The organism is Streptomyces sp. MK37H (assembly GCF_018035285.1).
GTDB classification, from domain to species: domain Bacteria; phylum Actinomycetota; class Actinomycetes; order Streptomycetales; family Streptomycetaceae; genus Streptomyces; species Streptomyces endocoffeicus.
Map to the genome: position 1 here is coordinate 1 of NZ_JAAAYH010000023.1, position 13,124 is coordinate 13,124.

General features: G+C 71.3%; 9 protein-coding genes and 1 pseudogene. 8 read left to right on the forward strand and 2 right to left on the reverse strand.

Annotation, left to right across the window (positions count from 1 at the left end; all coding sequences use genetic code 11):
• The 5 genes and pseudogenes from GWI24_RS05970 to GWI24_RS46065 all read left to right on the forward strand — a co-directional run.
• A pseudogene (locus GWI24_RS05970) lies at positions 1-1,658 on the forward strand (hypothetical protein); the annotation flags it as partial.
• Between the two features lie 92 nt (positions 1,659-1,750).
• Complete coding sequence (locus tag GWI24_RS05975) at positions 1,751-2,215, forward strand: hypothetical protein (protein ID WP_210944859.1); 465 nt, start codon at positions 1,751-1,753, stop codon at positions 2,213-2,215.
• An 82-nt stretch (positions 2,216-2,297) separates the two neighbouring features.
• Positions 2,298-4,412 carry an FUSC family protein gene (locus GWI24_RS05980; protein ID WP_210944860.1) on the forward strand — a complete coding sequence of 705 codons (2,115 nt, stop codon included), beginning with the start codon at positions 2,298-2,300 and terminating at the stop codon, positions 4,410-4,412.
• Between the two features lie 140 nt (positions 4,413-4,552).
• Entirely contained in the window at positions 4,553-5,314 is a 762-nt protein-coding gene (locus GWI24_RS05985; RefSeq protein ID WP_210944861.1) for a thioesterase II family protein, read from the forward strand.
• Positions 5,315-5,416: 102 nt separating this feature from the next.
• A complete protein-coding gene (locus GWI24_RS46065) occupies positions 5,417-8,233 on the forward strand; it encodes a LuxR family transcriptional regulator (protein WP_210944862.1) in 2,817 nt (938 codons plus the stop codon).
• Between the two features lie 6 nt (positions 8,234-8,239).
• Here GWI24_RS46065 and GWI24_RS05995 read toward each other — a convergent pair whose 3' ends face one another.
• Positions 8,240-8,887, reverse strand: coding sequence for a response regulator transcription factor (locus GWI24_RS05995; protein ID WP_210944863.1), 648 nt, complete (start codon positions 8,885-8,887; stop codon positions 8,240-8,242).
• A complete protein-coding gene (locus tag GWI24_RS06000) occupies positions 8,880-10,124 on the reverse strand; it encodes a sensor histidine kinase (protein WP_210944864.1) in 1,245 nt (414 codons plus the stop codon). Before GWI24_RS06000 ends, GWI24_RS05995 begins: the two co-directional genes overlap by 8 nt.
• Positions 10,125-10,312: 188 nt before the next feature.
• Here GWI24_RS06000 and GWI24_RS06005 point away from each other — a divergent pair, with 188 nt between their 5' ends.
• The 3 genes from GWI24_RS06005 to GWI24_RS06015 all read left to right on the forward strand — a co-directional run bounded on the left by GWI24_RS06005 (position 10,313) and on the right by GWI24_RS06015 (position 12,980).
• Entirely contained in the window at positions 10,313-10,858 is a 546-nt protein-coding gene (locus GWI24_RS06005) for a hypothetical protein (RefSeq protein ID WP_240813089.1), read from the forward strand.
• A 77-nt stretch (positions 10,859-10,935) separates the two neighbouring features.
• Positions 10,936-11,436, forward strand: coding sequence for a PH domain-containing protein (locus GWI24_RS06010; protein WP_210944865.1), 501 nt, complete (start codon positions 10,936-10,938; stop codon positions 11,434-11,436).
• Positions 11,433-12,980, forward strand: a complete 1,548-nt coding sequence (locus GWI24_RS06015) for a PH domain-containing protein (RefSeq protein WP_210944866.1) — start codon at positions 11,433-11,435, stop codon at positions 12,978-12,980. The genes GWI24_RS06010 and GWI24_RS06015 overlap by 4 nt, the downstream gene beginning before the upstream one ends.
• Positions 12,981-13,124: the final 144 nt, after the last annotated feature.

The window sequence follows — 13,124 nt, forward strand, 5'->3', positions numbered from 1 at the left end:
GGATGCCGTCGCGGGCGCCCCGGCCGCTGCGGGCCGCACTGCCCGGGCTCGTGCCGGAGTCGGAGGCGCTGGACCTCGACCCCGTATCGCCGCGCGCCTTCCGGCTCGGCCCGGCCGCCGAGCTGGCCCTGACCGGGGCCGTGGTGGCGGCCCTGCTGAGCGCGCCGGGTGTGTGGCTGGTCGACCGGATCACGGACGAGCCGGACCGCGGCTGTCTGGGCGGGGCGTCCAGCGAGGTCGTCGCGGGCCGCCCCGAGCTGAGCGCGGACTCGCCGCGGAAGCAGTACGAGGACGCCCGGCGGCTGATCCGCGAGGAGAACGCACGGGTGGACCGCGAGGTGGGGGACCACCGCGGCACCGCCCGTACGGTGGTGCACATCGGCTCTGACGTGGCCGCCGACCAGGAGGGGCAGCGGTACAACGCGGCCGTGCCCGAGCTGCGCGGTATCGCCCTGGCCCAGCGCGCGCTGAACGACGAGGCGAGCAACGACTCCCAGAAGGTGTGGCTGCGCGTCGACAGCCGTAACGCGGGGGAGAACTTCGCGGGCGCACCGCGCATCGCCCGCCAGGTCGCCGATGACGCCCGTAAGAAGGGCTCCGGGATCATCGGGGTGGTGGGCTTCTCCAAGAGCCTTAAGCAGACCCAGGAGGCCGTGCGCATCCTGGGGGCCGCGCGGATCCCCGTCGTGGGCACCACGGCCACGGCGGATCTGATGCAGGTGGACGGGTACTACCGCAGGGTGGCGCCCACCAACAGCCGCGAGGCCGCGGTCGAGGCCGACTTCGCCCACCGGGGCAACATCATGGACGACGGCACCGGGAGCTGTTCCCCGGCCCGCGCCGCCGTGGTCGTCAAGGATCCCCGGGATCTGTACAGCGACGAGATAGGGACGCTGTTCGCCGAGCGGTTCGGCGCCCGGCCGTTCACCCTGGAGTACACCCCGGGCGGCCGGGGCGGCGGGCTCGCCCAGGGGCAGCCGCCGAAGGACGGTGTCGCCCGTAAGGAGAGCATCGGCGAGCTGGCCGACGCGGTGTGCGAGCGGATCACCGCCAACCCCCGGACGGTCGTCTACTGGGCCTCCCGCGCCCTCCAGTTCAGCGCGTTCCTCGACGACTTCGGGGACAACACGGCGTGCGAGGGCAGGAAGCTCACGGTGCTCGGCGGCAACGACCTCACCACCGCCGCCCTCGCCGGTGAGTACGCGGACCGGCCCTGGCTGCGGCTTTACCACACCGTCCATGTGCTGCCCGCGGGCCATCCGCGGCTGAGCGACATCGCCAAGAAGTTCAACGCCGACTACGCAAGGGACTTCGGCTCCCATGACCTGTGGCGCGACGACGGACGGGCCGCCCTGGCGTACGACGCGATGCAGCTGATGGCCGAGGCCGCCAACCGGGCCTTCCGCAGTACGGACAACGTGGAGCGCTCCAATGTGCAGATCGGCCTCGACAACGGCATCCGGAAGCAGGGCGCCAGCGGCTATCTGGACGTCGGGCGGGGCCGCTCGGTGCCCCGGGACAAGCCGGTGGTGATCCTGCACCACACCGACCGGGGCTCGGAGCCGGTGCTGTACTGCGGCGCGTTCACCCAGAATCCGGCGGGGCGGATAGCGCACTGGGGGCCGAGGGGGAAGTTCTCATGTCCCAGGGACAGTTGAGCAACCATTCGAGGGGCTGAGGGGTCTTCTTGTGTGCTCGCCCGGCTAAGGGGCGAATCATCAGCGTAAGACCGTACACAGGGGGATTTTCCATGCTTCGATCCATTCGTGCGCTTCGCTTCCGCGCCGCGGTGGCCGGCGGCTGTGTGGCCGCGCTCGGCCTCGGATTCGCCCTGGCCGCCGGGTCGCCCGCCTCGGCCACCGCCCAGACCGACCCGAACGGCCGCTACACCGCCGAGGAGATCCACCACTTCCTGGAGGGCTTCTACGGAAACCACGGCCCGCGCCCCTGGGAGCGGGAGCACCTGGTCTCGGACCAGCTCAAGGAGCGGGCCGCCCAGACGCCCGACTACGACCTGCTGCTGTGCGCGCAGAACCAGCCGGAGGACATCGAGGTCGGCGAGGTGACCACGGCCCAGTCCGCGCGGGTCGGCTGGGCGACCATCACCACCCACTGGGGCCAGTCGCCGACGACCCGGTCCTTCACCGCCTATGTGGACCTCGACGGCAGCCGGCCGCTCCAGCTCCTCCAGGTGGACTGCGAGCCCGGGGACTGATCCCCGCCAGGGGCCGGACCGGGGGAATCCAGAGCGGAACGGTTGGTTCAGTTCTCCCGGGGCCACCCCGTAGTCTCGCCGCATGACCTGGTCGCACGCGTTGAAGGAGACTGCCCGGACCGGCCTTGCGATCGAGCGCACCAGGACGGAGCCGCTGGTCGCGCTCCGCGGCGCATGCGGGGTCGCGCTCGTCATCGGGATGGCGCTGTGGCTCGGCTCGCCGACGCTCGCCGTCTCGGCGGCCTTCGGCGCCTTCTCCGCCGGGATCGCCACCTTCCAGCGCAGCTGGCGCCCCCGCCCCTGGCTGGCGCTGGCCGCCGCGGCCGGTCTCGCGGTGAGCACCTTCCTCGGCTATCTGGCCGCCACCCACACCTTCACCTTCGTCATCATGCTCGCCGTATGGACGCTGATGACGGGCATGTCATGGGCGGTCGGCCCGGTCTCCGGGCTGGTCTCCACCCAGATGGTGGCCGTCATGCTGATCACGGTCACCCTCCCGACCTCGACCCTGGGCGCCCTGGGGCATGCCCTGCTGGTCGGGCTCGGCGGTGTGGTGCAGGCCGCGCTGATCGTGCTCTTTCCGGTACGCCCGTGGGGCGTGCAGCGCGACGCCCTCGCGGACGCGCTCGCCGCCGTCGCGGACTACGCCCGCAAACTGCGCTACGAGCCGGTGGCGCCCTTCGACCCCAAGCCGCTGATGGAGGCCCGCAGCGCCGCCGCCCTGACCGCGCGTCAGGCCCGGCGGCGGCCCAGGCAGCTGCGCGGCTACCGGCTGCTGGCCGAGCGGATCCGCCCGGTGCTCGCCTCGCTCGCCGACCCGGTGGTCGGCGCCCCCGAGAAGGGGCCCGAGCGCGACCGGGTGCGGGAACTGCTGGCCGCCACGGGCACCGTGCTGGACGCGGTGGCCCACGCCATCCGCCACGGCACACCGGTGCGGGTGCCCTCCGAGGCCATGGCCGTCCTGCGGATGCCGGAGGACGGGCCCAAGCTGACCGGTGCCGCCCGCCGTGCCGCGCTGCGGCTCTTCTCGCTGGTGGCGGACGTGGTGGAGGCGTCCGATGAGCCGGTGGAGGAGGTGTCCGCCGAAGGCCGGACGGTCCACCGCTTCCTGCCCCGCCCCGGTATCCCGGGCACCGTGGCCATGGCGCTGCGCTCCATCCGCCGCGAGGCCCGCTGGTCCTCGCCGGTGCTGCGCCACGCGGTGCGCCTGTGCGCGGTCGACGTCAGCGGCTATCTGCTGAGCACGGCCCTGCCGCTGGGGCACTCCTACTGGGCGCCGCTGACCTCCACGATGGTCCTGCGACCGGACTTCGCCCAGACGTACTCCCGCGGCGTCGCCCGCTTCCTGGGCACTCTGGCGGGTGTGCTGGTCGGCGGCGGGGTGGTGGCACTGGTCCACCCCGGCTCCTACCTGAGCGCCGGGCTGGCCGTGGTGTGCGTCCTGGCGATGTACCTGCTGCTGCGCACCGGTTTCATCGTGACCTCCGCGTGCGTGAGCGCGTATGTGGTCTTCCTGCTCAGCATCGCGGGCGAGGCATGGGGCCAGACCGTGCAGGCGCGGGTGGCGCTGACCCTGCTCGGCGGGGTGCTGGCGATGGTCGCGTACGCGGTCTTCCCCGCCTGGGAGACACCGCGGCTGCGGGACCGGCTCGCGGACTGGCTGACCGCGAACGGCTCCTTCGCCACCGCCGTTTTCGACGCCTATGCCCGCCCCGCCGACCGCCGCCCCCGCCAGGTGCGGGACGCCCTGCTGGACGCCCGCGCGGCGCGGGCGGCCTGGGAGCAGAGCGAGTCACAGGCCCACCGGGAACCGGTGCGCCACCGCGGACTGTCGCGGCGGGCGGCGCGGGCGGCGCAGACGGCGCTGTCCACGATGGGACGAGTCGTCATGCTGCTGGAGGCGCATCTGCCGGAGCGCGACGCGGCGCCGTCCGAAGGGGCCGGGGACTTCGCCGCGGCACTGCGGCAGGCGGTGCCGAAGGCGGTGAAGGCGGTACGGGAGCGGCGGCCGCTCAACTGGTCGCCGGTGCACCGGTCGCTGGAGCGGTGGCGCCAGCGGTCCGGGGACCGTCCGGGGGTGGCGCTGCGCGACGCGGAGCAACTCGTCGACGCCCTGGACGATCTGGCGGAGGCGCTCAACAAGAGCGCACGGCAGTCGCGAACGCCCCGTGACCCCAGTCAAGAAGAATCCCCCTAGACTAGGGGTGCCCCCTACATCATTGGGCGTGTTAATCATGAAGGGGCAGTGCTGTGCCGACGCGTCCTTGGACGCTGCCCGGTACGCTCTGCCGTCTGTCCCCCACATATTGCTTGACGAGTGAAAGACTTTCCCTGCGCATGGGTGCACAGCGAGAAGACAGCGTCTGGATACGACGATTCCATCCGATGCCCGAGAGTCGCGCCCGTCTGGTCTGTCTGCCCCATGCCGGGGGTTCGGCGTCGTTCTTCTTCCCGATGTCCCAAACGCTTTCGTCGTCCGCTGATGTCCTGTGCGTGCAGTATCCGGGGCGTCAGGACCGGCGTCAGGACCCGCTGATCGAGAACATCGACGAGTACGCCGACGCCATCGCCGCGGAGTTGAAGCCCTGGCTCGATCTCCCGGTCGTCTTCTTCGGGCACAGCATGGGCGCCGTTCTCGCGTTCGAGGTGGCCCGCCGACTGGAGGAGGCCGACCCGGAGTTCTCCGCGCTCGCCCTCTTCGCCTCGGGCCGCCGGGCGCCGTCCCGTTACCGTGACGAGAATGTGCACCGGCGCGATGACGACGGCGTCGTACGCGAGATGAAGCTGCTGAGCGGCACCGATTCCCGCGTCCTCGGAAATGAGGAGATCCTGCGCATGGCGATGCCGGCGATTCGCGGTGACTACAAGGCGATCGAGACCTACCGCTCGGTGCCCGGTGCCGCCGTCCGCTCGCCGATCACCGTGCTGACCGGCGACAACGACCCCAGGACCAGCCTCGAGGAGGCGGAGGCATGGCGGTCGCACACCACCGGCGAGTTCGACATCCGGGTGTTCCCGGGTGGCCACTTCTTCTTGGCCGGGCATCAAGGGCCGATTATGAGTCTCGTCGCGAAGGCGCTTTCGGGGTCCAGACCCTGAGTCGACCGCCTCAGGAACCTGCCCGACCCACTGGAAAACACCACTCGTCATGCTCGATGCCCCCGGCGGTCCGCTGGGGGCATCAGGTGGCTTCATCGGGGGATGAATTCTTTGCCCGCAAACCTCTTCGAATGGGAGAACCACCCCTCCGCGCTGCGTGAAATGCTGCGCGGCGCGACGCAGGGCCGGGGTCGGCTGGCTCTTGTCAGCGGTGCGGTGGCCAGTGGCAAGACCACACTGCTGAACACCTTTGCCGAACAGGCCATCGAAAGCGGTGCGTTGCTCCTGGAAGCGACCGGTTCGCGGGCCGAGCGGGACCTTCCCTTCGGAATTGTCCGAAAGATTTTCGATAACGGTGCGATGCCCGCCGATGTGCGATCCGAAGTGATCGCGCTGCTTGACGGAAACGCGCTGGAATCCACCGCCGCGGGACGCATGCACGTGATGTCCCAGATTTCCTCCGCGCTGCTGCGGATGGTCGACGATCGCACACTTGTCGTCCTTGTCGACGATGTGCACTGCGGCGACGACCAGTCCCTGCAATTCCTGCTCCACCTGGCCCGGCGGGTGCGTCAGGCGAAGGTTCTCATCGTCCTCACCGAATCCCCCCGGCTTCGTCAGGAGCAGTTCACCTTCCACGCCGAACTGCTCCGCCAGCCCAACTGTGTGCGCATGCGGCTGCACATGCTCACCGAGTCGGGCGTCGCCGAGGCGCTGTCCGGCACCCTGTCCGCCACCGTCGCCGCCCGCCTCGCCCCCGAATGCCACCGAGTCTCCGGCGGCAACCCGCTGTTGCTGCGCGCCCTGCTGGAGGACTGGCGGACCGTCGGCGAGCACGGCGAGGCCCAGCAGCGCCCGGCGCCCGGTGAGGCGTTCGCCCACGCCGTCCTCGGCTGTCTGCACCGGGGCGAGCCCGAGGTGCCGCAGATCGCCCGCGGCGTCGCCGTTCTCGGCGACGCCCGCTCCCCACGGCTGCTCGGCCAGCTCCTCGACCTGAGCGCCAACACGGTCCAGCAGGGCGTCCAGGATCTGCACCAGTGCGCCATCCTGGAGCACAACGCCTTCCGCGACGAGGTGGCCCGTACCGCGGTGCTCGACGCGACCCCCGCCACCGCCCGCGGCGCACTGCACGCCCGCGCCGCCCGGCTGCTGCACGCCGACGGCGCCTCCGCGCTCGACGTGGCCCGCCAGCTGGTCGCCGCCCGGCAGGACGCCGAGCGCTGGGCCGTCCCCGTGCTGCGCGAGGCCGCCGAATTCGCCCTGGTCGAGGAGGAGTTGGAGTTCGCGCTCCGCTGCCTCGAATGCGCCCACCACGCCTGCGCGCCCGGCGCCGAGCGCACCGCGCTCAAGGCCCGGCTGGTCAGCATCGCCTGGCGGATCGGCCCGGCCGCCGCCGAGAGCCATCTGCCGGAGCTCACCGAGGACGCCGAGCGGGGCCGGCTCGCCCCGCGCGACGTCGCTCCGATCACCTCCTACCTCGCCTGGTCGGGGCGGCTGGACGCGGCGGCCGGCGCCGTCTCCGCGCTGGCCCGCTCGGCCGCCACCGGCGACGACCCCGCGATGACCGCCGCCGTCTCCGCCTCCGCCCAGTGGCTGACCATGCTCAGCCCCCCGCTGCGCGACCGCCTCCCCACCGTCGGGACCGGCACCACCGGGGCCACCGCCGGAGCCCCGCGCGACATGGCCGACCTGGCCCACGCCCACGCCGCCGCCACCATGTCCGCCGTGCTCACCGAGGGCCAGGCCGACCGGGCCGTCATCGAGGCCGAACGGGTGCTGCAGCGCTACCACCTCAGCGACAGCACCCTCCAGCCGCTGGCCGTCGCGCTGATGGCACTCGTCCTGGCCGGCCGGCTCGACCTCGCCCTGTCCTGGTGCGAGCGGCTGCAGGGCGAATGCTCCTCCCGCCGCGTGCCCACCTGGCAGGCGCTGCTGTCCGCCGTACGGGCCGAAATCGCGCTGCGCCAGGGCGATCTGCAGGTCGCCGCGCACCAGGCGCGCACCGCGATGTCACGGATCTCGGTCCAGGGCTGGGGCGTGGGGCTAGGGCTGCTGCTGTCCACCCTGATCCAGGCCGAGACCGGGATGGGCCACTACGACGAGGCCATGGCGCTCCTCGAACAGCCCCTGCCCGAGGAGCTCTTCCAGACCCTCCCCGGGCTGTTCTACCTGCGCGCCAGAGGCCGCTGCCACCTGGCCACCGGCCGCTACCACGCCGCGCTCGGCGACTTCACGGCCGCCGGTGAGCTGATGGGCGCCTGGCGGATGGACATCCCCCTGCTGACCCCCTGGCGGCTGGACGCCGCCGAGACCTGGCTGGCCCTCGGCGACCCGGGGCGCGCCCGCGCGCTGGCCGAGGAGCAGCTGCGGCTGGGCCCGGAGGACGCCCGGCTGCGCGGCGCCCTGCTGGTCGTGCTCGCCCGCACCGACGAGCTCAAGCGCCGGGTGCCCCGGCTCAAGGAGGCCGTGGAGATCCTGGAGGGCGGCGACGACCGCATCCAGCTGGCCGTCGCCCTCGGTGAACTCGGCCGCGCCTACCGCTCGCTGGGCGACTTCAACCGGGGCCGGGTGCTCGTCCGCAAGGCATGGCACGTGGCCAAGACGTGCGGCGCCGATCCGCTGTGCCGTGAGCTGATGCCCCGCCACGCCGACCCCGGCGAGCTCGCCGCGGCCGCCGCCCAGCCGGGCCAGGGGACAACCGAGGCGCAGCGCGATGTGGAGGCGCTGACCGAGGCGGAGGTGCGCATCGCGGTGCTGGCCGCACACGGCAACACCAACCGGGAGATCGCCTCCAAGCTGTTCGTCACCGTGAGCACGGTGGAGCAGCACCTGACCCGCATCTACCGCAAGCTGAACGTCAAGCGCCGCCGCGACCTCCCCGCGAAGCTCTCCGACAGCAGCCTCACGGGGACGGTGTGAGCGCCCTCAGTTCAACAGGCCGCGTTCCATCGCCTTCATCACCGCGGCCGTGCGGTCGGACACGCCGAGCTTCCGATACGAGCGCAGTAGATGCGTCTTGACCGTGGCCTCGCTGACGAACAGCTCGGCGCCGATCTCGGCGTTGGTCAGCCCCCGGCCGACCAGCCGCAGCACCTCGCGCTCACGGCCGGAGAGCGGGGACGGCTCGGGCGCCCGGGTGCGGAAGAGCTTGCCCGCGAGGGACGGGGTGAGCACGGTCTCGCCACGCGCCGCGGTCTGCACCGCGTCGATCAGCTCCTGGCGTGAACTGCCCTTCAGCAGATAGCCCGCGGCGCCCGCCTCCACCGCGCGCAGGATGTCGGAGTCGTCCTCGTACGTGGTCACGATGACCACCTTGCAGCCCGGCACCTGGCGCAGGATCTGCCCGGTGGCCTCGACCCCGTCCATCCCGCCCATGCGCAGATCCAGCAGGGTGATGTCCGGCCGCAGCGCGACCGCCTGGACCACCGCCTCCTCACCGGAACCGGCCTGCCCGACCACCGTGATCCCCTCGGCGGACTCCAGCATGGCGCTCAGCCCCTCCCGCACCACCGGATGGTCGTCGGCCAGCAGGACTCTGATCGGGCTCGGCCCGCCCGGCGTACCCTCAACCACTCACTGCCTCCCCGGCCGGCGCCGTCATCGGCACGCTCACCTCCACGGTGGTGCCCCGTCCGGGGCCGCTGGTGACGGACGCCACCCCGTCGATCTCCTCCACCCGGGCCTGCATGCCGCGCAGCCCGTAGCCTTCCTGGGTGCCGTCCGGGGTGAACCCCTCGCCGTCGTCGCGGACCAGCAGCCGGACCCCGCCCTGGTCGAAGACCACGATCACATCGACCGTACGGGCCTGTTTGGCGTGCTTGCGCACATTGGCGATGGCCTCCTGCACCGTACGCAGCAGCACCACGCTCACCGCCATCGGTAGCGACTTCTCCTCGCCCATCACCGAACACCGCACCTCCAGGCCGGTCTCGGCGATCAGCCCCTCCGCCTGCCGCCGCACCGCCTGGGACAGCGAACCGCCGCGCAGCGCGGGCGGGGTGAGGGCGGCCACGAAGCCACGGGCCTCGGCGAGCGACTCCTTGGCCACCCGCCCGGCCAGCGACAGATGGTTCACCGCCTGGTCCGGGGCCTCGCGCACCTCCGACTCGGCCGCCTGCACCAGGCTGATGATGCTGGTCAGGCCCTGCGCCAGGGTGTCGTGGATCTCGCGGGCCAGCCGCTCGCGCTCGGCCGAGATACCGGCCTCGTGGGAGAGCCGGGCCACCCGCTCCCGGCTGCGCCGCAACTCCTCGATGAGCAGCCCGCGCTCCTTGCTCTGCCGCACCACCCGCTTGATCCACATCCCCAGCAGCACCGACAGCGCGATGCTCAGCAGCGAGATGGGCAGCACGCCCAGGACGCTCAGCCCCAGGTCCTCACCGGTGAACGCCACCACCAGCACGGGGCAGAGATTGGCCGCCGTGGCCAGCACCACCGCCGAGGCCATCGGCAGGCTCATGATCAGCATCGGGATGACCGCGAACAGCGCGAACGCGCCGACGAGGTTGAACGCCGTGGTGAGACAGAACAGCGTCACCAGGCCCGCCGCGAAGACCAGATTCCGCGGGCCGTAGGTGTCCTCGATCATCAGCGTCCGGCCGACCGCCGCGTACCAGGGCACGATGAGGGTCAGCGCGGCGATCGGGATGGAGTGGCTGGCCTGCGAGCCGCCGGAGAGGAAGAGCAGGACCGCCGTAACGAGATAGGAGACGGCGAAGAAGCCGTCCCACAGGCCGAACCAGCGGGTGCCGGACTCGGGACCGTAGTACGCCCCGGTCTGCGAGCCGTCCCCCGGAGAGTGATTGCGCACGGCTCAGTACTACCACGCGTGTCCACCGTGTCCACCGGACGGTTGACAGCCAGAACCCACCGTTCAGTCGTCTCGCGGTGGCGCGCCCGCTTCTAGCGTTGAGCTAGGTGAGGCGGAGAACCGTCACACCGAACGCACACCCCCGTTTGGCTTGGAGAACGTCGCATATGCCACAGATGAGCCAGTTCATGTCCGCACTGATCGCCAGTGGCACGATCCTGATCATCATCCTGGCGACCGACATCGGCCGCCGCCGCATCACCACGATGCGGATGGTGCGCTCGGTCATCGCCGTGGCCGTGGTCATCGCGATCTTCGTCGAGTCCTTCCCGACCAAGGGCAACGACATCTCCCTGCAGCTCGTGGGCGTCGGCACCGGCGTCATCTGCGGTCTGATCGCCGGAGTGCTGCTGCCCGCCTACAAGGACGCCACGTCCGGTGAGCTCTACACCATCGGTGGCATCGGCTACGCCCTGGTGTGGATCGTCCTCTCCAGCGGACGCATCCTCTTCGCCTACGGCGCCGAGCACTGGTTCACCATGGACCTGGTCAAGTTCTCCATCGACTACAAGATCAGCGGCCAGGACACCTACGCCAACGCCTTCGTCTTCATGTCGCTGGCCATGGTGCTGACCCGAACCGCCGTGCTGCTGGCCAAGATGCGCAAGCTGAAGGGCCAGAACACCGGAAGCGGGCAGCTGCCGCAGCAGACCGTCACCGGTGCGTCGGTCTGAGCCGCCTGATTTCATAGTCCACCAACCCCCGCCGGGCCCGCCCCGGCACCCGTCAGACGCAAGAGCAGGGTGAAGCAGTGGAACGCCATGACAATCTGAGGCTCCGACCGCCTCGGCACCGGGTCGACCGCCGTGCGATCGGCTGGTGGACGCTGCAGTCCGCACTCTTCGCCCTGCCCTTGCCGCTCGTCTTCGGGATCCTGTGGGCCTCCATTCCCCCCACGCGTGAGTTCTTCATGTGGGCCACGCTGATCTCGCTGGTCCCCGGGCTGCTCTACATGGCCGTCATGCCGGCCTGGCGGTACCGGGTCCACCGCTGGGAGGCCACCAACGAGGCGGTCTACGCGGCCTCCGGCTGGCTCTGGCAGCAGTGGCGGGTCGTGCCGCTGTCCCGGGTGCAGACGGTGGACACCCTGCGCGGCCCGCTGCAGCAGATGTTCGGGCTCTCCGGTGTCACCGTGACCACCGCCTCCGCCGCGGGCGCGGTGAAGATCAAGGGCATCGACCACAAGCTCGCCGGGGACCTGGTGGAGTACCTGGCCAAGTCCACCCAGGCCGTGCCGGGAGACGCCACATGAGCTCCGAGACCACCGTGCGGCCGTCCTCCCACGCGGCCGGCCGCGACTGGGGGCGGCTCAACGGGCGGCTGCTCCTGGTCAACCTCTCCATCCTCGCCGCGCCGGTGGCCATGTTCCTGGCCAGCCTCGCGGTCACCGGAGGCGACACCAACCTCCAGGTCATCATCACCCTCGGCTCGCTGTTCGTGACCTTCCTGGTCATCAGCGGCATCGGCCTGATGCGGCTGTTCACCACCCGCTACCGGCTCACCGAGGACCGCTTCGAGCTCCACACCGGGCTGCTCTTCCGCAGCGAGCGCTCGGTCCCGATCGGCCGTATCCGCGGTGTCGACGTCACCGCCAACCCGGTCCACCGCGTCTTCGGCCTCACCACGCTGCGCATCGACAGCGGGGATCAGAGCGACGCCGCCGCGCGCAGGCTCGCCCTCGACGGCATCACCAAGGCCGAGGCCGTGGAGCTGCGCCGCCAGATCATCGCCCTGCGCGACGCGGGCCGGGCCCGGCCGGTGGCCGACAGCGACGGTGTGCTCAGCCGGCTGGACTGGTCCTGGCTGCGCTACGGCCCGCTGACCGTATGGGGCGTGGGCGGTGTCTTCATCGCCGCCGCCAGTACGTACCGCACCCTGAGCGAGCTCCAGGTGAACCCGCTGGACCTCGGCGTCGTCAAGGACCTCGAGGACCGCTTCGGCACCATTCCGCTCTGGTACGGAATCCTGCTGGCCGCCGTCGTCATCGCCGTCCTCGGCATGATCGGCTCCACGGCCACCTACATCGAGAACTGGGCCGGTTACGAACTGCGCCGCGAGGACGGCGGAATCCTCCGCATCCGCCGCGGACTGCTGGCCACCCGCTCCGTGAGCATCGAGGAGCGCCATCTGCGCGGCCTCGAACTCGTCGAGCCCGTCCCGCTGCGCTGGGCCAAGGGCGCCAAGCTCAACGCCGTGGCCAGCGGCCTGGGCAACCAGGAGGACAACCGCAGGCGCCGCGGACTGACCCCGCCCACCCCGCGCGACGAGGCCATGCGGGTCGCCGCCCAGGCGCTGCCCACCGGCCCCGGGCTGATCGAGCGCAAGGGCCTCCTCCCGCACCCCAAGGCGGCCCTGCGGCGCCGGATCAACCGCGCCCTCATGTGGTCGGTCCTGATCGCGGCCGTCCCGGTGGGCCTGGGTCTGTGGCTGGGCCGGTGGCTCGTCATCACCGGCGTGATCACCGGTGTGGTGCTGGTGCCGGTCCTGGTGGCGTTCGCCTTCAGTGCCTACCGCAGCCTCGGCCACGGGCTGCGCGGCCGCTATCTGGCCGCGTGCTCCGGTGCGTTCGCCCGCCGCACCGTCGCCCTCCAGCGCGAGGGGATCATCGGCTGGAAGCTCTCCCGGACGCCCTTCCAGCGCCGGGCCGGGCTGATCACCCTCGGCGCCACCACCGCCGCGGGCGAAGGCGTCTACCACGTGCACGACCTGACCGAAGGCCAGGGAATCGCCCTCGCCGAGACCGCGGTACCGGGGCTGCTGGCCCCGTTCATCGAGAGAGCCCCCGACCGCGGCTGACCACCCCGAGACCAACTGGCGATCCCCCGAGAGGTGGAGGGGCGGACCGAAAGGCCGCCCCTCCACCTCTGAACCCCTCCACCTCTGAGCTCCGCCATCTCTGAAAAACTGAATACTGGGCGCATTATTTGCTCGAGATCCTTG